This window comes from Lutimonas vermicola, from assembly GCF_038433205.1.
GTDB lineage: Bacteria > Bacteroidota > Bacteroidia > Flavobacteriales > Flavobacteriaceae > Lutimonas > Lutimonas vermicola.
The window spans coordinates 547659-569094 of the sequence record NZ_JBCDNA010000001.1 but is presented as its reverse complement, the minus strand read 5'-3'; the positions used below and the strand labels follow the sequence as shown (position 1 = coordinate 569094).

General features: G+C 38.5%; 14 protein-coding genes. 8 read left to right on the top strand and 6 right to left on the bottom strand.

From position 1 onward, the window contains the following. Positions 1 to 124 precede the first annotated feature (124 nt). The gene (locus AABB81_RS02580) at positions 125 to 1027 is read right to left on the bottom strand and encodes an EamA family transporter (RefSeq protein WP_342158400.1); all 903 of its coding nucleotides are present in this window, start codon (positions 1025 to 1027) and stop codon (positions 125 to 127) included. A 208-nt stretch (positions 1028 to 1235) separates the two neighbouring features. Between AABB81_RS02580 and AABB81_RS02575 the strand changes: the two genes are divergently transcribed. The 6 genes from AABB81_RS02575 (at position 1236) to AABB81_RS02550 (ending at position 12133) form a co-directional block, all read left to right on the top strand. Beyond that, positions 1236 to 1757 (top strand): 5' nucleotidase, NT5C type, encoded by a 522-nt coding sequence (locus AABB81_RS02575; RefSeq protein WP_342158399.1) that lies wholly within the window; start codon positions 1236 to 1238, stop codon positions 1755 to 1757. 266 nt (positions 1758 to 2023) lie between these two features. After that, positions 2024 to 4228, top strand: coding sequence for an APC family permease (locus AABB81_RS02570; RefSeq protein WP_342158398.1), 2205 nt, complete (start codon positions 2024 to 2026; stop codon positions 4226 to 4228). Between the two features lie 10 nt (positions 4229 to 4238). Further along, on the top strand, positions 4239 to 4802 hold the full coding sequence (locus tag AABB81_RS02565) for a pseudouridine synthase (protein ID WP_342158397.1): 564 nt from the start codon (positions 4239 to 4241) through the stop codon (positions 4800 to 4802). A gap of 528 nt (positions 4803 to 5330) precedes the next feature. After that, on the top strand, positions 5331 to 8666 hold the full coding sequence (locus tag AABB81_RS02560; RefSeq protein WP_342158395.1) for a transglutaminase family protein: 3336 nt from the start codon (positions 5331 to 5333) through the stop codon (positions 8664 to 8666). A gap of 10 nt (positions 8667 to 8676) precedes the next feature. Then, the gene (locus AABB81_RS02555) at positions 8677 to 11229 is read left to right on the top strand and encodes a circularly permuted type 2 ATP-grasp protein (protein ID WP_342158393.1); all 2553 of its coding nucleotides are present in this window, start codon (positions 8677 to 8679) and stop codon (positions 11227 to 11229) included. A 1-nt stretch (position 11230) separates the two neighbouring features. After that, positions 11231 to 12133 (top strand): transglutaminase family protein, encoded by a 903-nt coding sequence (locus tag AABB81_RS02550; protein ID WP_342158391.1) that lies wholly within the window; start codon positions 11231 to 11233, stop codon positions 12131 to 12133. A gap of 17 nt (positions 12134 to 12150) precedes the next feature. Here AABB81_RS02550 and AABB81_RS02545 read toward each other — a convergent pair whose 3' ends face one another. Then, a complete protein-coding gene (locus AABB81_RS02545; protein WP_342158390.1) occupies positions 12151 to 13146 on the bottom strand; it encodes an alpha-E domain-containing protein in 996 nt (331 codons plus the stop codon). Between the two features lie 6 nt (positions 13147 to 13152). Further along, positions 13153 to 14619: a circularly permuted type 2 ATP-grasp protein gene (locus AABB81_RS02540; RefSeq protein ID WP_342158389.1), complete on the bottom strand. Its 1467-nt coding sequence runs from the start codon at positions 14617 to 14619 to the stop codon at positions 13153 to 13155. Positions 14620 to 14944: 325 nt separating this feature from the next. Here AABB81_RS02540 and AABB81_RS02535 point away from each other — a divergent pair, with 325 nt between their 5' ends. Then, entirely contained in the window at positions 14945 to 15727 is a 783-nt protein-coding gene (locus AABB81_RS02535) for an SDR family NAD(P)-dependent oxidoreductase (RefSeq protein WP_342158388.1), read from the top strand. Beyond that, entirely contained in the window at positions 15724 to 16803 is a 1080-nt protein-coding gene (locus tag AABB81_RS02530) for a DUF1295 domain-containing protein (protein WP_342158387.1), read from the top strand. The genes AABB81_RS02535 and AABB81_RS02530 overlap by 4 nt, the downstream gene beginning before the upstream one ends. A 7-nt stretch (positions 16804 to 16810) precedes the next feature. Here the strand turns inward: AABB81_RS02530 and AABB81_RS02525 are convergent, their stop codons facing one another. From AABB81_RS02525 to AABB81_RS02515, 3 genes are all read right to left on the bottom strand, one after another. Further along, positions 16811 to 18052: an alpha/beta hydrolase-fold protein gene (locus AABB81_RS02525; protein ID WP_342158385.1), complete on the bottom strand. Its 1242-nt coding sequence runs from the start codon at positions 18050 to 18052 to the stop codon at positions 16811 to 16813. A 160-nt stretch (positions 18053 to 18212) separates the two neighbouring features. Beyond that, positions 18213 to 19523 (bottom strand): DEAD/DEAH box helicase, encoded by a 1311-nt coding sequence (locus AABB81_RS02520; protein ID WP_342158382.1) that lies wholly within the window; start codon positions 19521 to 19523, stop codon positions 18213 to 18215. Between the two features lie 9 nt (positions 19524 to 19532). Further along, entirely contained in the window at positions 19533 to 20873 is a 1341-nt protein-coding gene (locus tag AABB81_RS02515; RefSeq protein WP_342158379.1) for a DEAD/DEAH box helicase, read from the bottom strand. Positions 20874 to 21436: the final 563 nt, after the last annotated feature.

Sequence of the window (21436 nt, the reverse complement as noted above, 5' to 3'; positions counted from 1 at the left end):
CAAAGGTTTTCCTGTTATCGCAGAACATTTCTCGCATCAGTCACAAATTCCTGGTTTGATTTGTTTTATAATTGTGAATTTTTAAGCGATTTTTTGAATGCGCGAAACCTGCCGGGTATTAAATTTATTTCTTGAACAGACGCTTTTGCCTGTTGATAAAATACACGCCGGTCAATAGGATAATGGCAGCGACAACAGATTGAATTGTGATGCCCTCATCCAGAAAATACCAACCGAGAATCAGTGCAATCACCGGGTTCACGTAAGCTGAGGTCGCTACTTTCTCAGGAGAGACAACCTTGAGTAAATAATTAAATGAAGTAAAGGCCACAATACTGCCAAATAAGATTAAAAGCAGCATGGCTATTTGAGAAGATCCACTCCATTGATAAGGTGGGATCCAGGTTTCTCCCGCTATCAAACTCCCGAGAAGCAATGAGAATCCCGCCGTAATCATCTGATAACCCGTACTCACAAAATGATTGACCGGGAGTTCATTTTTTGAGACAAAAACACTTCCGTAACTCCAACTTAAAATACACGTGAATATCATTAAAATTCCGATAACACTGTTTTCATAAAAATTCAACTCCTGCTGGTTCACAAGGAGTATCATCCCAAAAATCCCTAAAACTATTCCAATGATTGCTTTTGGCAGGACCTTCTGCCCGTAGAGAACCCGCAATAACAATACAATAAACAATGGCTGCGTGGCCGCTAAAAGCGCTGCAAAGCCGCTGTCAACATATTTTAGCGCCCAGACAAAAACGCCATTTCCGTAACTCAGAAAGAAGAACCCCGCAATCACGGTATTGATAAACTGTCTTCGGGAAACAGTTATGTCATATTTTAATACTTTAGCGATAAGAAATATTAAAAAACCTGCAATTATAAATCGAATTGAGGCCAAATAAAGCGGTGCGACTTCACTGACCAGGATTTTATTAAGCAGGTAAGTAGACCCCCAGATCACATAAATGGCAAAGAATGCCAACAGGATGAGTACTCTGAAATTTGGCTTTTTCAAGGCTTTGGTTTTTTTGTCGAAAGTAATCAATAATTCCAGAATTAAGGCTTCCTATCGACCTGCAGCTATTTCTTAACTTCTTTTAATGGCAAACTGTATATGTTCACTGTTTTAGAAAGATGATGGAATTCCTGTAAAAGCCTTTAAATTTTTAAACCAATGGTTGGAAATTTTCATTTATTGGCTTATTTTTCAAAAAAAATAAACAATGATTATATTTGTGGATATGGATGATGTGATTGCTGATACGTATGGCAAGCATATTGAAATGTATAATGAAGAATTCAAAAAATCCCTGTCGCTGGCACATTTTGAAAGCGGTGAAGTCTGGCAAAATGTACCTGAAATGCATCAGGACAGTATACGGAAACATGCCCGTACCGATGGCTTCTTTCGAAGTCTAGAACCCATAAAAGACAGTATTTCGGTATTAAAAGACCTCTCTTTAAAGCATGAGGTATATATCGCAACGGCAGCAACTCAATTTCCGAATTCCCTGCGTGAAAAAAGTGACTGGCTTGATGAGTATTTCCCTTTTATTGGCTGGGAATACCGTATTATGTGCGGTCATAAATTTATTTTAAAAGGAGATCTGCTTATCGATGACCGCACGCTTAATTTAGATAAATTCGACGGTGACACCCTTTTGTTCAACTCTCCTCACAATGTTCATGAAAACGGCTATGAACGAATAAGCAGCTGGCACGAAATAGCGAAAAAATTATTATAAACTGTTAATCAAAACAACGTTTCTATTTTTATGTCGGGTATCTTGAAATTGATGTTCTTTGGAAACTTCTTCCATAAGACAACTTTTATCAATCAAAGTTTTTAAAGCGCCTTTTTCCAGTAATCCCTTTATCGCTTGGAAAGCCGTGATGAATATCCCAAAGATTGATCGGCCAATAGAGTAATTTCAAATCTCTAGCCCTGCCCTAATAAAAAAAGATTGGTTATATTGACCCGCTTATTATAAGCTGTTAGCATTTTTTATTTATGTCTGCAACAAAGAAGTTTGGAACTTTTGCGGGGGTGTTTACCCCATCCATTTTAACCATTTTAGGGGTGATCATGTATATGCGCCTGGGATGGGTCGTTGGTAATTCAGGGCTTTTTGGCACTATTGCGATCATATTTATCGCCCATGTGATAGCGGTTACCACTGGCTTAAGCGTTTCATCGGTAGCCACGGATAAAAAAATTGGTGCCGGAGGTATCTATTATGTTTTATCACGCAGTATGGGCATACCCATAGGAGGTTCCATAGGGATTGCTATTTTTGTGGGAACTGCCTTTTCGATTTCCCTTTATCTCATTGGGTTTTCAGAAAGTTTTAATGAATATTTTGACCTGGGCATGACCATCAATGATTTTAGGATCACAGCCAGTTTTGCCTTGCTTTCGCTCACCATTTTGGCACTCATCAGTACTTCGGTCGCCTTAAAGGCCCAATTTTTTATACTGGCTGCCATCATCTTATCCATATTGTCTATTTTTTTAGGGACCACTGAATTTGCCCCCGAATCGGTCAACCTGATTCCTTCTGAAAATTCGGTTCCACTGGAAGTTGTTTTTGCTATATTTTTTCCCGCAGTCACCGGTTTTACAGCCGGGATAGCGATGAGCGGGGATCTTAAGGATTCTAAAAAGTCGATACCCATGGGCACACTTATGGCTATCGGTGTAGGCTTGCTGGTTTATCTGTCACTGGCTATTTTTTTGGCTTTTACAGTAGATCCTGAATTGCTAAAAACCGATTACAATATATTAATGAAAATCGCTTTGTTCGCCCCGGCGGTAGTGGCCGGAATTTGGGGAGCCACCCTCTCCTCTGCTATAGGAGGTATACTTGGAGGCCCGAGGATATTGCAGGCCATGTCACAGGACCTGGTAACCCCAAAGATTTTTGGTAAGGGAAAAGGGATCAATAACGAACCCGTAAATGCGCTCTTGCTTGTTTTTGTTATTGCTGAGATCGGGATTTTAATAGGTGAACTTGATGTCATTGCCAGACTGGTATCCATGTTCTATTTAACGGCTTATGGTTTTATCAATATTTGTTACTTCCTCGAAAGCTGGGCCAACCCTGATTTTCAACCTTCTTTTAAGATCAAGCGATGGATCGGTTTATTGGGCTTTATTGCCTGTTTTGCGGTGATGTTCAAATTGGACACCACTGCCATGCTTGGGTCTTTAGCTGTTATTGGAGCCTTGTATTTTGGCTTGCAGCGCAAGGAGGTAAAACTTCAGTCCAACGATGTATGGCGAAGCGTATGGGAAAATATTGTCAATAAAGGACTCAAGAAAATTGATGCCCAAATAGATGAACATTCAAATTGGAACCCTAATATCATACTTTTCAGCGGGCAAAGTGATCATCAGCATTATTTATTGGAGTTGTGCAAAACTGTTTCGGGGAGAACCGGAATGGTCACCAATTTCAAACTGATTGTTGACAAGAAGGATGACAAGCCTCTTAAAAGAACCGAACAAGTCGTGGTGAATGAGGATTTTAAAGAACTGGGAATATTCGGAAGACAGTTAAAAGTGAGTAATATTTATGATGGTATTACCAATATCGCATCGACTTTTGGATTTTCAGGAGTTGAACCCAATACCATTATGATGGGTTGGCCAAAAGGACTGGAAAACTCCAAGGAATATTCTAAAATGACTCAAACCCTGCTGCATCTCGACTACAACCTCTTGTATCTTGATTTTGACTTAAAAAACAAGTTTGGCAACTATGATACCGTCGACCTTTGGTGGCGTGAAACAGATAGTAAAAATGCAGAGATGATGCTAAACATAGCAAGATTTATCATCGCTTCTCCCAGATGGGACAATCCTCATATCAGGGTTCTTTTTGTAAACAACAACAATGTAGAAGTGTCTGTAATAGAGCATAAAATTTCGGAACTTGTGGATGACTTGCGTGTAAATGTGGTTATCAAAATCATCAACAATGCTGTTGAACAGAGAGCATTTTATGACATTATTAAGGAAGAGTCAGCAACAACGGACCTGACACTCGTAGGTATACCAAATTTTCAAATAGAGAAGCAGGCAGAATTTGTATTAAAAACCAACCACCTGTTTGAGGCCATAGGTTCTACCCTTTTGGTTAAAGCAGCTAATAATTTTAATGTGTTAGATCTGGATTTTGTTAATTCGGAGGATTTTCAAAGTGAAATTGCCTGATACAAGCCATATGCACTATAAAGTCAACAAGCCTTACGGGATGCTGAGTCAGCTGAAGTCAAATGACCCCAAAGAAATACGAAGTAAATCATTTCTCGGCGAACTCCATGATTTTGCTCCTGGCATAATGCCAATAGGCAGGCTGGATAAAAAATCAGAGGGCCTTTTGCTGATGACGACAGATGGCAAACTCAGTGACAGGATCAATCGCTCCGGCATTGAAAAGGAATACCTGGTGCAGCTTGACGGATTGATAGGTCAAAAGGATATTGACATACTGAGCAAGGGTGTCGAAATTGGATTCAAAGGAACTCGTTACCGTACAAAGCCTTGTAAAGTTTATCTCTTGCAATCCGAACCCGAATTACCGGCTGCTCATCCGGCCATACGCTTAGAAAGGCACAGACCCGGCTCATGGATCAAAATGATCATAACAGAAGGGAAATTCAGGCAGGTAAGAAAAATGACTGCAGTCGTTGGGTACCCAACGCTGCGCCTGATCAGGGTGAGAATTGGAGCTATTGACCTCGGCGATATGGCTCCCGGAGCGGTTCAAAGAATAACGGATATATAGCGATATACTTTTTTAAATTTCTTTGTTGGCAGTAATTTTGTTCGATTAACTTTCTTCAAATGGAGGGCAGATTATGGTTCCTTTTGAAAATTACGCAGGTTCAGGGGATTATGACTTTGGCAAAAAATTCGGATGTGTCTGGATAAATATGGCGTTTCATGGCAACTTAACCTTTTCAGAATAAACTCGAATTATGATATAAGCCGCCCTGCCCTGATCATCCATTTTAAAATATTAAAGTTAAAACAGGATTTCTTTGCCAGAAATGACAATGCATAATAAAATCTAAAACATTATCTTTAATAAAATGGTATTTTTGTTGTATTGTTTCGAATAACTTTTTTAATGCGTTCTCCTGTTGGTTGACATTGACTAAGATTGGGGATAGCTTGAAAATTTAAATATAATAATATTGATTCTTATCGTATTATTGTATGAAATAGGAACAGTTGGATATTTAGGTTTCAGCGGGCACTGAAGCAGGCAGATAAATCATTTTCAAACAAAAAGTATTAGCAAACATCAGGTATGGCATTAAAAATAGTAATCTCGCATAAAACAGTTTATAAATATGATCGGTCCGTATCGCTGTCTCCCCATATTTTTAGGCTTAGGCCTGCTCCGCATAGCCGAACTCCGATAGAAGCATACAGTATAAAGATAAAACCGGAAAATCAATTTTTTAATTGGCAACAGGATCCCTTTGGCAATTATTTGGCCCGCCTGGTATTTCCTGAAAAAACGAAAGAGTTGTCTATTGATGTGGAAATCATAGCTGATTTAAAAACCATCAACCCATTTGACTTCTTTGTTGAAGAATATGCTGAGGAATATCCATTTACATATAAGGAAACCATTAAAAAAGAGTTGCAACCCTATTTGGAAATCGATGAGTCGGGACCTTTATTACAGGATTTTTTAAAAGATATTGATACCACACCCCGGAAAACAATCTATTTTTTAATTGACCTCAATAGAAAAATATATGAATACCTGAGTTATAATATTCGGATGGAACCGGGTGTTCAGTCCTGTGAAGCGTCTTTAAAACAAAAAAATGGTTCTTGCCGTGACTTTGCATGGCTCTTTGTTCAGGTGTTGCGCCATCTTGGTTTTGGGGCACGTTTTGTTTCAGGTTATTTGGTTCAATTAAAATCGGATGAAAAATCTTTGGATGGACCATCGGGGCCTGAAGAAGACTTTACTGATCTGCATGCCTGGGTTGAAGTATATTTGCCAGGTGCGGGTTGGATTGGTTTTGACGCCACTTCCGGCTTGCTGGCAGGAGAAGGGCATATTCCTCTGGCATGCACTCCTTCTTATGAAAGTGCAGCCCCTGTTGAAGGTTTAACAGATGTTTGTGAAACCGAATTCTTTTATGAAAATTCCGTCAAGCGCATTTTTGAATCACCCAGGGTAACCAAGCCATATACCGATAAACAATGGAGGGATATTTACAAACTTGGATTCAAAGTCGAAAAAGAATTGGACAAAGGAGACGTCAGGCTTACGATGGGAGGCGAACCCACTTTTGTATCCATTGATAATATGGAATCACCCGAGTGGAATACCGCCGCCGACGGAGAACATAAAAGAGCACTGGCAAAAGATCTTTCCGGCAGGTTACTCAATGAATTTGGAAAGGGTGGTGTTTTGCATTACGCTCAGGGAAAATGGTATCCCGGAGAACCACTTCCGAGATGGTCAATTGAAATTTGCTGGCGCAAGGACGGTAAAATAATTTGGCACGATAAATCGCTTTTGGCGACTTTTAATGACCATCCCAAAGTTCCTGAGAACTCTGATTTAAAATTTCTCCAGGTTTTAACAAAATACCTGAATGTTGCAACTGATCATATCATGCCAACGTATGAAGATGCTTTTTACCTTTTGTGGGAAGCAGGTAAACTTCCTGTTGACATAGACCCTTCAAAAGATGAAACAGATTCTCTCATCCAGGAAAAATTAACAGAAATTCTTGAAAAGGGAACATCAATACCTTCGGGTTATGTACTCCCTTTGAACTATACTCAAAACAAATGGTTTAGCAGCGAATGGAAGTTTAGACGCAATCATGTCTTTTTAACACCCGGCACCTCTCCTATCGGTTTTCGATTGCCTTTGGAATCACTTGTTTCAAACCCTGAATACGATGTTTTTCCGGTTTATGAGCCAGATCTTTTTGCTAAAAAAAAGGCATTGCCCAGCTTTAAAAGACTGGTGTCAAAAAGGTACAGGGATTATCTTGACAATGGGCCGGATACCGATAAACCAAAATATTTTGTAAGGACAGCAATTTGTACCGAAATAAGAGATGGAATCCTCTATATTTTTCTTCCGCCTTTAGATTCGGCTGAAGCATTTTTAGATGTAACAGCATCCATCGAAGCCGCTGCAAAGGAATTAAAAATTCCTGTTATTCTGGAAGGATATGAACCCCCTAAAGACAATCGTTTGGATTCGTTGAAAATAACACCCGACCCTGGTGTCATTGAAGTGAACGTGCACCCTGCAAAGAACTGGACAGAATTAACCGAGAATACATTCAAATTGTACGGCCATGCGAAAGAATCGAGATTGGGAACTGAAAAATTCATGCTCGACGGCAAACATACAGGTACCGGTGGAGGCAATCATGTAACGCTGGGAGGAATTTCTCCAAAAGACAGCCCATTGCTTAGAAAACCGAGTTTGTTGAGAAGTTTATTGACGTTTTGGCAGCATCACCCTGGCCTGTCTTATTTATTTTCAGGCTCTTTTGTTGGGCCGACGAGTCAGGCTCCAAGAATTGATGAAGCCCGTTTAGAAAATCTATATGAGCTTGAAATTGCTTTTGATCAGATCCCAAAGGATGGTGAAGTTCCATTTTGGCTTACAGACAGGCTTTTCAGGCATTTATTAACAGATCTTACGGGAAATACGCACAGGGCCGAATTTTGCATCGACAAATTATATTCCCCTGACTCTTCCTCAGGGCGCTTGGGGATTTTAGAACTCCGGGCCTTTGATATGCCACCGCATCCAAAAATGAGCTTAATGCAAATGCTACTGGTTAGAACCTTAGTGGCCTGGTTTTGGAAAAAACCTTATGAACATGATCTGGTGCGCTGGGGAACAGAATTACACGATAAATTTTTAATTGAACATTTTGTTAGAGAAGATATAAAGGATATTGTTAAGCAACTCAATAAAGCCGGCTATAGATTTAAAGAAGACTGGTTTGATCCATTTTTTGAGTTCAGGTTCCCGCTTCACGGAATGGTCACGATCAATAATATACATTTAGAGCTGAGGGCTGCCATAGAACCGTGGAATGTTTTGGGAGAGGAAATGTCCGGCGGAGGAACTGCAAGGTACGTCGATTCATCTTTGGAACGTATTCAGGTAAAGGTTAGCAATTTCACAAATGAAAGATATGTGCTAACTTGCAACGGAGTAAAAGTTCAATTGAAAGAGACGGCGACAAAAGGAGAGTTTGTTGCGGGAATAAGATATAAAGCCTGGGACCCTCATTCGGCCCTGCATCCGACCATTGGTGTAGATACTCCCCTGACCTTTGATATTGTTGACAAATGGAACAGAAGATCTATAGGCGGCTGCGTTTATCACGTGGCACATCCGGGTGGGAGATCATATGAAACATATCCTGTAAACAGCTATGAGGCAGAATCGAGGAGAATTAACCGGTTCTGGGAATTTGGACATACCCAGGGCGAAATTGAAGTGATTGAAGAAAGCCTTACAGAAAATATTGAAGATATAAGCCGCAGCGTTTCTGAAAAAGGAAGCAGTAAAAAATTTAGATACAAGGTGATTCCTGTGAATAATGAATTTCCAAACACGCTTGATTTAAGAAAAAAATAAGACAACATTAATGTCAGTTAAAACAAATACTTTATTTCATAATTATTTATTGGATTTTAGTAATTATGAAGAATTGCTCACTGATGAATCAAAAATAAAACCCGAATGGGAAACGCTGTTAGGCAACTTAAGAGCCATTGGCAGCAAGGATTTGATTTCCAAGCAGGCAGATATAGACTGGTTGCTTGAAGAGAATGGGGTTACCTATAATGTTTACAACGATCCAAAAGGTTTAAACCGTCCTTGGAATTTGAACATCATTCCATTTATAATCCATCAAAATGAGTGGAATACCATTGAAAAAGGGATTCAGCAACGTTCAGAGGTTTTAAACCTGGTTTTAAAGGATGTGTATGGAAAACGCGAGTTGTTAAGCAAGGGGATTATTCCTCCTGAGGTGATTTATGCCCATAGGGGATTTTTGAGGCCCTGTGATCAAATTCAATATAAAACTTCCAAACAATTATTAATTTATGCGGCTGATTTGGCAAGGGGCCCTGATGGCCAAATGTGGGTAGTCAACGATCGTACACAGGCGCCATCAGGTATGGGTTATGCCTTGGAAAACAGATTCTCGATAAGCAGGACTGTTCCCGAATTTTTCAATGAAATCAATGTAAAGCAACCTTCGCAGTTCTTCAGGGATTTGAACAGGTTGTTGCTTCATGCTGCCCCTGATAATAAAGAAAACCCGACTATTGTTATTTTAACCCCCGGGCCGCTTAATGAAACATATTTTGAACATTCCTACCTCTCCTCTTTCCTGGGATTACCTTTGGTTAAGGGAAATGATTTGATTGTTAGATATGGAAAGTTATGGATGAAATCACTCATCGGCTTAAAACAGGTTGATGTCATCTTAAGAAGGGTTGATGACGTATTTGTTGACCCTCTCGAGTTAAGGGAAGACTCCTATCTCGGAATTGCGGGTTTAATGGAAGTAGTGAGGCTTCAAAATGTAACTATCGTAAATCCTGTCGGCAGTGGTATTCTTGAGAATCCTGCCTTAATTCCGTTTATGAACAACATCTGCAAGCATTTTCTTAATGAAGACCTTTTGTTGCCTCAAATTGCATCGTGGTGGTGTGGACAGGAAAAGGAAAGAAATTATGTTTTAACACATCTGCCGTCTTTAGTGATCAAAAAAATAGATCGTCCGAACAGGGAACGAATCTTTTTTTGTGAATTTCTTAGTAAAAAAGAAATGAACGAACTGAAACTTGAAATTTTGACCCATCCGTATAAATTTGTTGCACAGGAAAGAATACATTTTTCATCTGCACCAAATTTTGTCAAGGGTCAATTGGAACCGCGAAATATCGTTTGCCGGTCTTTCTCGATTGCGAAAGATAATGGATACAGTGTGATGCCCGGTGGTTTGGTAAGGGTTGCAGCCAATCGGGAAGAATTAATCGTTTCCAATCAACGGGGCGGAACCAGTAAAGATTTTTGGGTAGTAAGCGATAAAGCACAGCATAATATACAGCATTATTCATGGCAGAAGTCATCGTCAAATCAGTCTTATGGACTTGAGGATGTACCCAGTAATACAGCAGAAAATTTATTTTGGTCGGGTCGTTATTTAGGGCGGACCATTGTGACTGCAAGATACATGAGGATGGTGATGAACCAAATGAATAATGTGCAATACAATGATAGTGAGTCTCAGTCTGAAAATTTAAAGATTCTTTTCAAGTCAATCACAAACATCACTTCTACTTTTCCGGGATTCATGGATGATAAGGATGGTAAAGCGATGAAAAACCCTTTGAAAGAAATTGAAGCGGTTATCTTCGATACCAACAAAAGCGGGTCATTCGCTCAAACCTTGTCAAGTTTTAGTAATTCATTCTATTCACTTCGTAATTTGTGGTCCAGAGATATGTGGCGGGTATTTGAGAGTATCCAAAAAGTCTGGACCGATTATGAATCACTGGATAATTATTCCATTGTAATTCATACCAAGTTTTTTGACAGAATATTAACCAGGCTCATTGCATTCATGGCTTTAATTGAAGAAAGTGTGCTTGTTAAGCAGGGACTCTTATTGTATTTTATTGGTTTGCAGATGGAACAGGCAATGATGACCATAGCAAAGTTCAGGTCTCTTGTCATCGTACAATATGAAGAAGATTTAGAATACGATATTTTGGAATCCCTGTTAAACAGTCATGAAAGTCTTAATATTTATCGCTATAGTTACCGGTCATTTTTAAGTCTTGAAAATGTGCTAAACCTTATTTTGTTTGACAAAGAATATGCCAGGTCACTAACCTATCAAATCAAGAGGTTAAAAAAAGATATTGATTTGTTGCCGGTCAGGAATTCCGATGACCTGACAGCATGTAAAAGGACTATATTTGAAGCCCTGAAGAAAATTGAGGACGTGCAGCTTGCTGAACTGACAGCAGTTGACCAAAATACTAAGATGCGTTTGAAATTAGAAGAATTATTATCAGAATTGAGTGATTTATTACACGCCACTTCCCTGGCGATTTCGGATACTTATTTTAATCATTCCTATCAGCAAAGACAATTGGTCAATCAAAAAATTAGGAGATAACATGATTTTTGATATCGAACATATAACAAAATACACCTACGAATACGGGGTTTCATTTTGTCATAATATAGCCACCTTAAAGCCAAAATCATTTCCTGGCCAAATACTGATTGATTATGAATTGGATATCAGCCCAATACCCACAGACCTGTCCGATCGTGAAGATTTTTTTCACAATACGATCACCAGGTTTTCAATTCAGAAGCATCATAAAGAATTAATTGTCAAGGCCAAAAGCAGAATTGATCGGGACTACCATTTGCAGCATGACCCTGATGATTTAAAAAGAGCTAAACAAGTAGCGATAAAAGATGCCATTGAATTAATGAAGGGAATTGATCTCGATGTATTAAACGCAAGACAATTTGTTTTAGAATCGCCTTTAATCTCAAATTATTCAGGGGAGATTAAAAAATATGCCCGTAAATCATTTCGACCCGGCCGCTCTATGTTCGAAGCCTCTTTTGAACTGATGCAGCGCATTTTTGAAGATTTTGATTTTGTTTCCGGATTTACAAATATAGCAACGCCACTGAATGAGGTAATGCTCGAAAAAAAAGGCGTGTGTCAGGATTTTGCTCAAATTGCAATTGCATGTATAAGATCTATGGGATTACCGGCACGCTATGTAAGCGGTTATATAGAAACAATTCCTCCCGAAGGCATGGAGAAATTAGTCGGTACGGATGCTTCTCATGCCTGGTTCTCGGTTTTCATCCCCACATTTGGCTGGATTGATTTTGACCCAACAAACAATCATATACCAAAAAACCAGCACATTGTAGTTGCGCATGGCAGAGATTATTATGATGTGGCCCCCCTGAAAGGAGTTATTTACAGCACAGGTAAAAACGAGATGGAAGTTTCTGTGGACATTCGCCCTGCTTTATTAAAATCATTGTAACAGCGTAACGAAAAAACCTATTGATTCGCTTCTGCAATTTTACCAGAACTTGACGAGAGTGTCTGATGGACGTTAAAATAATCTTCTTCAAGTTTTTCGGCAATCACAGCCAATTTATGAATCAATTCTGTAATAAATTCTTCAAGATGATCATCTATGTCTTCAATCAATTTATACTCAAATTCAGATTTTATTTTTCCGATTAAAAATGCAGCCGAGTTATTGGCAACAAGGTGATGCTTCGTAATGATAGACATATAATAATAAATTCTGTTCAAACAATTTTTGATCGATCTCGGGCATTTTGAATTCAGTATTAAGAACTCCAGCGTTGTAACTTTAGAAGGTGTCTTTTTATAATAGCGTCTCATCATATCATAGGATGAGACACATTTTAACAGGGTTGACCATTGAAAGCTGTTTCCTATCAAATCAGGATTGCTTTTTTGCTCGGCTAAAACATCACTGTATTTGGAATTTATAATTCTTGTAACCTGCAGGACCCTTTCAAGATAAACACCCAGCATGATAATCGCATAAACTTCATCGTGCAAAAGGGTTCCTTTTATTTTACTTCTAATCTCAGCCGTTGACTTTGTGATCATCAAGGTGAAATCATATAAACCATTTTTTACAAAGCTCTCTACCGAATAATTTTTAATTCTGTGATTTATTCTGTTGATTGTCTCAAACAACTCCGTTGAAATCAAATCCCGTGAGCTTCTTGCATTTTCATGTGCATATTTGAATATGTTAATAATTGAGTTAGGCTTTTCGGGATTCAAGCCGACATCAAATAGCACTACCTGTTCCTGCAAATCCAGTTCACTTTCAATTATTTCATTATCAGCCATATATAAAATAGACCGCAATACAAATTGTCGAGACTGAGACAGCTCATCCGGAGCATCCAGTGATGAAAAATAGTTGACGTTTAAATATCTGGCCAGATGTTCGGAACGTTCAATATAACGTCCCATCCAAAATAAATTATTGGCTACCCTTGCTAACATAAATTTTTATTTTTTTAAAACCCAGGTGTCTTTTGACCCTCCACCTTGAGATGAATTAACCACTAAGTTTCCTTTTTTAAGTGCCACTCGCGAAAGCCCTCCCTTTAAAACGTAGTCCTTGTCTTTTCCCAGCAGCGTAAAGGTCCTAAGATCAACATGACGTGCATCAAAAGATTCATTTTCTTCAATATACGTTGGGTGGGTCGATAATGACATGATGGGTTGGGCAATATACTTTCGAGGGTTTTCTTTTACAACTTGTTTGACTTTTTCGATTTCCTCTTTACTGAGTTTGTTTCCTATAGAAATACCATAACCACCTGATTCATCAACTGGTTTGATCACTAATTTATCAACATTTTGCAAAACGTAATCCAACTCTTTTTTACGACTACAATGATAGGTGTGCACATTACTGAGAATTGGAGCTTCGCCTAAATAATATTTTATGATATCGGGCATGTATGTGTACACTGCCTTATCATCGGCGACACCTGTTCCAGGGGCATTCACCAGGCAGACATTTCCTTTTTTATATACCGAAAACAAGCCCGGGACACCTAAAAGAGAATCTGATTTAAACACCAGAGGATCAATAAATAAATCATCAACCCTTCTGTAGATCACATCTACCCTTTCCGGTCCGTAAATCGTTCTTTTGTACACAAAATCCTTTTCAACAAACAAATCTCGGCCTTCAACAAGTTCGACACCCATTTGTTTCGCTAAGAATGAATGCTCATAATAGGCAGAATTATATACCCCCGGAGTAATAATAACGCAAACCGGGGAATCAACTCCCTTTGGCTTGACCGACTCCATGATATCCAACAAATTGGCACCGTAATCAACAACTGTATGCGCCTTATATTTATTGAAAACCCCATAGAGAGCATGCTTAACCGCCGTTCTGTTTCCCATCACATAACTCACGCCTGACGGACATCTTATATTGTCTTCTAATACATAATAATTTCCGTCTTTGTGTTTTATCAAATCTGTACCCGAGATATGGTTATAAATGCTTTCAGGAGGGTCCAGATTTACCATTTCTTGTAAAAAATTAACGGATGAACTGATCAGGTCCAACGGTACAATGCCGTCTTTAATAATTTTTTGATCGTGATAGACATCCCATAAAAAAATGTTAAGTGCCTTACTTCTTTGCAAAACCCCTTTTTCGATAATATCCCATTCCTTGTGAGATATTATTCGGGGAAATAAATCAAAAGGAAATATTTTTTCCTGAACTTTATCTTCACCATACACCTGAAAAGTAATTCCCAAATTAAAAAAAGAATCCTTTGCCTGGTTATTCAATCGGTCAAATTCATCTATTGAATACTCTCCAAATAATTTATACAAGGTTTTATAAATTTCTCTTACTTCTTGATTAGCGTCAAACAATTCATCATAGAACCTTGAATCTAATTCATAGGAAGAAAATATAGGGAACTTATTATTTTTTTTCAATTTTAATTTTTTAGTAAATATATATGTTTTTAGTTAAAATGATAAATTATGTATTACAAAAACTCCATTTTACAATAAATAATTTACCCTTCAGAATCCATTAGCATAATTTTGTAATTGCAACATACAATCTGATTTTGAGTTAAATATACTAAATTTAAAAATCTAAGATATTTTCATATATAGTATCAATAATTTCAATATTGATTGCAGAATCACTTTGCCCATACCATCTGATAATTGTATGCTTTAACAAAGTTCATTAAAGAAAACCATAATATTACTAATTGTAATCAGTCAAATTATTATATTCACGTGTTAAACAATGGCTGATTTCAAAGCAAAATACGGTTCATGGGCAATGGTTGCTGGAGCATCCGAAGGTTTAGGCGCGGCTTTCGCAGAAGCTTTGGCAAAACGCGGCCTCAACCTGATTTTAATTGCAAGGCGACTGGATAAATTGGAGGCCCTGGCACGCAAACTCAAGGAAATTTATCGTGTAGAGATACAAGTTTATACCCTGGATTTGTCGGATTTTGTTGCAGTAAAAAAAACACATCGTCTACACGGCAAAGCTATCGGGTTACTGGTCTACAATGCAGCGTACGCCCCTATCGGGTATTTTGAAAATATTTCAGAAGAAAGCCTTGAACAAATTGTCGATGTCAACGTAAAAGCACCACTGTTGCTTTCAAAACTTGTATCAAAACAAATGATTGATAGAAAAAAAGGCGGTATCGTGCTGATGTCATCCCTGGCCGGAACGCAGGGCAGTCCGAAAATTGCTACTTATGCAGCATCAAAGGCCTTTAACTCCATTCTGGCAGAAGGCTTATGGAATGAATTAAAGAAACATGACATAGATGTACTTGCCTCATGTGCAGGTGCCATTTCTACACCAGGTTACAAAAATGCCCAGAACACAAAAGATGCTCCGGGTACATTATCGGCAAAACAAGTGGCGGAAGATACATTAAATGCACTCGGCAAGGGCCCCACAACAATTCCCGGTATGACAAATAAACTGGCTCAGTTCTTTATGAATAGGATATTTCCCAGAAAATGGGCCATTTCAATTATGGATAAAAACACAAAAGATTTATCATGAAAACACAAATACTCGGCTTCTTTACTCCATGGATCATTTATGCATTAATCACTTTACTGCATTATTTTCTTCCCGGAAAATGGGTTACAGGCTATGTGCGGCACTCAACAACCGGCAAATTATTAAGCTATAAATTAAATGGCCGACTGGTATTGCTCAGCACAGTCATTTTATGGTTGGCAGCCGGTCATTTTGAACTCGTTGCCTACGACTGGCTCTATGAGGTCAGATGGTTTAGTTTGGCAGGCGCCGTTTTTTTTGGGCTTGTTTTTTCTTTGTCGATTGTACTCCCATATGCTTCAACCGGCAAGTCTTTGGTATCTGACATCTTTTTAGGACGTCTGGAAAACCCGCAGTTCAAAAATGGAAGAATCGATGCAAAAATGTGGTTGTACCTTATAGGTGCAGTGATGCTTGAATTGAATATCCTGAGTTTTATTGCCCATCGTTATTCAGAATTCGGATCCGTACCTGCTGGCCTGATATTAAGTGCTGCTATGCTGACTTATTTTATAGTTGACTATTTGAGTTTTGAAAAAGTCCATTTATACACCTATGATTTTTTTGCAGAACGGGTAGGTTTCAAATTGGGCTGGGGATGCCTTGCCTTTTATCCCTACTTCTATTTGATCGCCATATGGGCCACTGTGAATTTACCTGATCCCAACACACCTTTGTGGCTGCTCGTTTGTTATGCCTTGCTTTTTTTACTGGGCTGGTCGCTCGCTCGTGGTGCCAATATGCAAAAATATGTGTTTAAGACAGCCCCTGAGAAGGTGTTTTTAGGCATTAAACCCAAAATGATTTCAGATGGCAACAAAACCCTGCTGGTAAATGGTTTTTGGGGACTCAGCCGTCATATTAACTATTTGGGAGAAATTTTAATGGGTACTGCCATCGCTTTAAGTGTTGGGTATCCCGAAGTAATTTGGGTATGGCTTTACCCTATATATTATGTTGCCCTTTTGCTTCCCAGACAAATAGATGATGATAAAAGGTGTGCTGAAAAATATGGTGAGCTTTGGCAAGCCTACACCCAAAAAGTAAAATACAGGGTCATTCCATTCCTGTATTAAAAAGAGTTTACCTGGCTCTTAATTGCTCCAAACGCTTTTTATGGTAGTCTGAACCGGATAATTCATAGGCTTTTAAAACGTTTTTCAGGGCATTGCCTGTATCGTTTTGAGCCTCGTAATAATCCGCCAGTGAGTCATAGGTATTGGCATCGTCAGGGTAGTATTCAGTATTCAATTGAAAATACATAAGTGCTTTTTCAGGATATCCCATATCCATGCTCATATATCCACTCATATTGAATAAAAAATCGGGGTATGGAGCTACCGCATAACCAAAGTGGGCTTTTAGTTTTGTTTCGCGGCGTTTTATAATATCATATAAAACCTCTTTTGGTGTTTCAGGATCGTTGAATTTATTGATATCTTCCATTTGATACCAGCTAAAAACTTCAATCAAGCCATCCATGATCGAAGGCAAGGGAATGGTTCCGTGTAAATCATTTGGATAAAACTTCCAATAAAAACCAAGGCCGTTGTGTTTATTGTAGTTTACGATATTCGACAATTCTATATTGGACCTTGCGAACAGTGTAAATTCAGTAGTATCTTTCATGACATTATCTATGGTAATATCGGTGTCAGCCATGTGTAATTGGCCTCCCAGTGATACAAACAAAGACTTTCCGTTAAAACTTTTTTGACTTAATATTTCTTGAGACTCCTTGAGTAATTTCTGGTCATCCCAATCCATACTTGGATCTATAGCAAGATAATTTGCAAATAAATCAGGATGTTTTAATAGGGTGTTCACGGTAAAAAGGCCTCCGTAGGAATGCCCAATCAGGGTTCTGTAATTGGTGGCAGGGTAATTATTTTCAACAAACGGGAATAATTCTGATTCAATGAATTGAGTAAACTTCTCTGCTCCTCCATTTTCCTCGCTGTAAACCTGTTCCCTTCTTTCAGAAAGTTCTGATGTAGTCAGGTCCCTGGTTCTGTTCTCAGCATTCGAAATACCTATAAGAATCATTTCAGGTATAAACCCACCACTGTAATAACTGTGAACTGTATGCAGCGCATTGAGCATAACATCTCCATCTATGATATAGGCGACAGGGTATTTAACATCACTTTGAGGATTAAAAGATTCGGGCAATTGAATGTAAATTTCCCTCGATTCTTGAAGAACCTCCGAATACAGGCTATCTATTTGACCTATCTGAACTTTGAAATTCGCCTGAGACCATGAATTTTGATGCACTCCCAACAACATCAATATCAACAGCAGCCTGGGTATCTTTTTTAACATAACTAAAAGTTTGGTTTTTTATGGATAAAGTGAACAAATAGCAAATTTCATTCCTAAAAATGTTTTTTCAAAAAATAATTAACGGCTTTTAGTATTCACTAAGAAATAAAGAGCAGCATAATGCTCATATTCAAATAGTCGAAGGTAAAACGACCCGACTTTAAACAATGCTAATCCTGACTTTTTTCTTTTTAAGCCGGCTATTGTTGAGTTGTGCAACCAGATCTTCAGCCAGGCTGAGAGGTACCGCTACAAAAGTGCAATCCTGTTTCAATTCAATCACCCCCAATTGATCCTTGCTAAGGTTTCCTTGCTTAAAGAATAATCCTGCGACATCTCCTTTCGAAATCTTGTCTTTTCTGCCCCCTGAGATAAACAGAGTTTGCCAGAACTGTGCTTTTCGCTTCCCAACACCATCAATGTTTTCGATAGCCACATCTTTGATAAAATCAGGTTGGTATTCCTTTTCCCAACTCAGGATATAAGCTGTTCCTTTAGCATTGACTCTTGCAGTACGACCATTTCTGTGAGTAAATTCCTGGGGCGTTCTTGGCAACTCATAATGAATGATATACTTCAGTTCAGGAATATCTATGCCTCTTGCAGCAAGATCTGTTGCCACGATGAGCTGATAGGTCCCATTTCTGAATTTTATAAGGCTGCGCTCCCGATCCCTTTGTTCCATTCCCCCGCTAAAACATCCATGACTGATATTATTTTTATGCAAAAACCCACTTACTTCTTCGACACTCTCTCTAAGGTTGCAAAAAACGATTCCAGGTTGATTCCCGATATAATGCAGAAGAGATAAAAGGCTGTTCAACTTATTTTTTGAAGGCGAAATGATATTTTTTACCAAAAGCTTCGTGGAGGCATCTTCTAGATAACTAATTACGGTAGGTCTATGCAGGCCTACGAATTCAGGTACTTCTATCCCCTGTGTAGCCGAAGTTAAAATTCGTTTCTTTACGTTGGGCAGTTGCTTAATAATAGCTTTCATCTGCGATTCGAACCCGGTTTCAAGGCTCTTGTCAAACTCATCCAAAACAAGGGTCTGAATATGTTCCCTGGAGAAACGGTCACTTCTGAAGTGATCCTCTACCCTTCCGGGTGTCCCTACAAGAATAGCCGGAGTGTGTTTTAATTCTATCTTATCCTTTGAAATCGGCCTGCCACCATAAACAGCATTTACTTTATATCCTGAACCCATGTTCCTGATGACCTGTTCTATTTGAATCGCAAGCTCTCTGGAGGGCACCAGGATAAGTGCTTGAATTTCTTTGCAGGTGATATCCAGGTTATTGATAATGGGTAACAGGAAAGCAAGGGTTTTACCCGTTCCTGTCGGCGACAATAAAATCGTGTTTTTTACCCGCTCTATTGTTGGGATTGCCTCCTCCTGCATTGGGTTGAGTTGATGTATATTCAACTTGTTCAAAATGGCTTCCTGTTCTCTAATGGTATCTGACATTGCTTTGATTTAACGGGTATTTTTCTTTTTGGATTTTTTTACCGGGCCTTGGGCCGATTTGCTTTGAGCTAAATAATGGGCCAGCGCTTTCTCTACCAGTTCCTCTTTTGTTAAATGATGAAAAATCGTATGAACCTGCTTTTTAACTTCAGGAGAAAACTCATGATTAGGTTTGGTCTTGAATATTTTCTTTGCCCACAGCAGGGCATTATTTTCTTCAAGGCTTTTAGCATCTGCCTTGGCCATTCTCTTAAATATAATACCCAGTTCCTTTTCAAAATCTGCGATTTCAAAGAGCTCTTCTTCTTGCAGCACAGTAAGTGAAATCCCCTTGGCCCCTGCCCTTGCGGTTCGGCCACTCCGGTGTACATAGGTTTCATAAACATCCGGCAGATGATAATTGACCACGTATGAAATTTCCTTTACATCAATACCTCTTGCAGCAAGATCCGTGGCAACAAGTATATCTATATGCCCTTCTCTGAATTGCGCCATGATTCGGTCCCTGATGCCTTGAGACAAGCTTCCATGCAGTGCTCCCGATGAAAATTTATGTATAGCCAGATTCTTTGCCAGCTTATTCACAGCTGCTTTTGTTTTACAAAATATAATGCCTCTTTGCCCTAATTTTGAATTCAAGAAATGCATCAGTACGTCCAGTTTCTCTATGGGTTGTACCACTACAAATTGATGATCGATCCCTTGATGGCCAACAGTTTCCATATCAGCCTCTATCTGCATGACATGTTTTGACATATAATTCTGGATCAACTGTTTAATGGCCCCTGGCATGGTTGCCGTAAACAAAAAAGTTCTTCTGTTTTTTGGCAGTTCTTCAATAATAAGGTCTAAACCATCTTTTAAAGCACTGAGCATTTCATCCGCTTCATCCAATACCAAATAACCGGTGTGTTTGATGTTTACAGCCTTTCTTTGAATCAGATCAATTAATCTGCCCGGTGTTGCAACGATTATATGTGTGGTCTGGCTTAATCGTTCTATTTGTGGTTTAATTGGAACACCGCCACAAACAGAAGCAATTGAGATCTCCGGGAGGTATTTGGCAAAAGAGACCAGGTTATTGAATATCTGTTGTCCAAGTTCTCTTGTAGGAGCAAGAATTACACCCTGGATATGGGACTGATCCTGATCTACAAGCTGAAGCAATGGTAAACCAAAGGCTGCCGTTTTACCTGTTCCCGTTTTAGCCAATCCAACTAAATCATTTTTTTCCTCTAAAAACAAAGGGATGCTTTTCTGTTGAATATCAGTTGGAATTGAAATTTTAGAATCAGTCAGACTCCTTATAAGAGGTTCAATGATTCCCAATTGGGAAAATTGTTTTGACATAAAATTATTTTTTGCAAAGATAGTCACCCTGATCCTTCAATTGACAAAGCACGGATAAAGATTTTTACTGAAGCCTTTTTAACGTAAGGTCAAGGGTTGAAGTATTGATAAGTTTTTACAACCTGGAATAATACTTATAACTATTATGATAAAAAAAGGCTCCTTAAAAGGAGCCTCGAGTTTAACTTATTATCTGAATCTTCGTTTGACATTCCAATTGATTGCCTTCGAATCGCTAAAGAGAACTGTCTGAACACCTTCTTTAGAACTTACTATTTTCTTTGTTGTATTGACTTTCATAGTTTCAATTTTAATTGAGCGTGCAAAAATAATATAAATATTAATATAAATAACATTTATTTTTACTTTTTATTAAAATCGATATAAACACGTTTTATTCATTTTATTTTTTGATACTTAAATAGTATAAATCTATATAAATAAAGGTTTTACAGCCTAACCAAATTCTTGCCATGATTCAATACGCTCCTGGCCAGGTAAGTAATTAACAATATTAAAACTTGTTTTTTATAGCTTGATCAAAAAACAGAATGTCAATCCTC

What these genes read in the sequence shown, in the direction of transcription:
- AABB81_RS02555 (WP_342158393.1), top strand. Translation starts at nt 8,677, where the DNA reads ATGTCAGTTAAAACAAATACTTTATTTCATAATTATTTATTGGATTTT.
- AABB81_RS02530 (WP_342158387.1), top strand. Translation starts at nt 15,724, where the DNA reads ATGAAAACACAAATACTCGGCTTCTTTACTCCATGGATCATTTATGCA.
- AABB81_RS02520 (WP_342158382.1), bottom strand. Translation starts at nt 19,523, where the DNA reads ATGTCAGATACCATTAGAGAACAGGAAGCCATTTTGAACAAGTTGAAT.
- AABB81_RS02515 (WP_342158379.1), bottom strand. Translation starts at nt 20,873, where the DNA reads ATGTCAAAACAATTTTCCCAATTGGGAATCATTGAACCTCTTATAAGG.
- AABB81_RS02525 (WP_342158385.1), bottom strand. Translation starts at nt 18,052, where the DNA reads ATGTTAAAAAAGATACCCAGGCTGCTGTTGATATTGATGTTGTTGGGA.
- AABB81_RS02535 (WP_342158388.1), top strand. Translation starts at nt 14,945, where the DNA reads ATGGCTGATTTCAAAGCAAAATACGGTTCATGGGCAATGGTTGCTGGA.
- AABB81_RS02570 (WP_342158398.1), top strand. Translation starts at nt 2,024, where the DNA reads ATGTCTGCAACAAAGAAGTTTGGAACTTTTGCGGGGGTGTTTACCCCA.
- AABB81_RS02550 (WP_342158391.1), top strand. Translation starts at nt 11,231, where the DNA reads ATGATTTTTGATATCGAACATATAACAAAATACACCTACGAATACGGG.
- AABB81_RS02575 (WP_342158399.1), top strand. Translation starts at nt 1,236, where the DNA reads ATGATTATATTTGTGGATATGGATGATGTGATTGCTGATACGTATGGC.
- AABB81_RS02545 (WP_342158390.1), bottom strand. Translation starts at nt 13,146, where the DNA reads ATGTTAGCAAGGGTAGCCAATAATTTATTTTGGATGGGACGTTATATT.
- AABB81_RS02565 (WP_342158397.1), top strand. Translation starts at nt 4,239, where the DNA reads ATGCACTATAAAGTCAACAAGCCTTACGGGATGCTGAGTCAGCTGAAG.
- AABB81_RS02560 (WP_342158395.1), top strand. Translation starts at nt 5,331, where the DNA reads ATGGCATTAAAAATAGTAATCTCGCATAAAACAGTTTATAAATATGAT.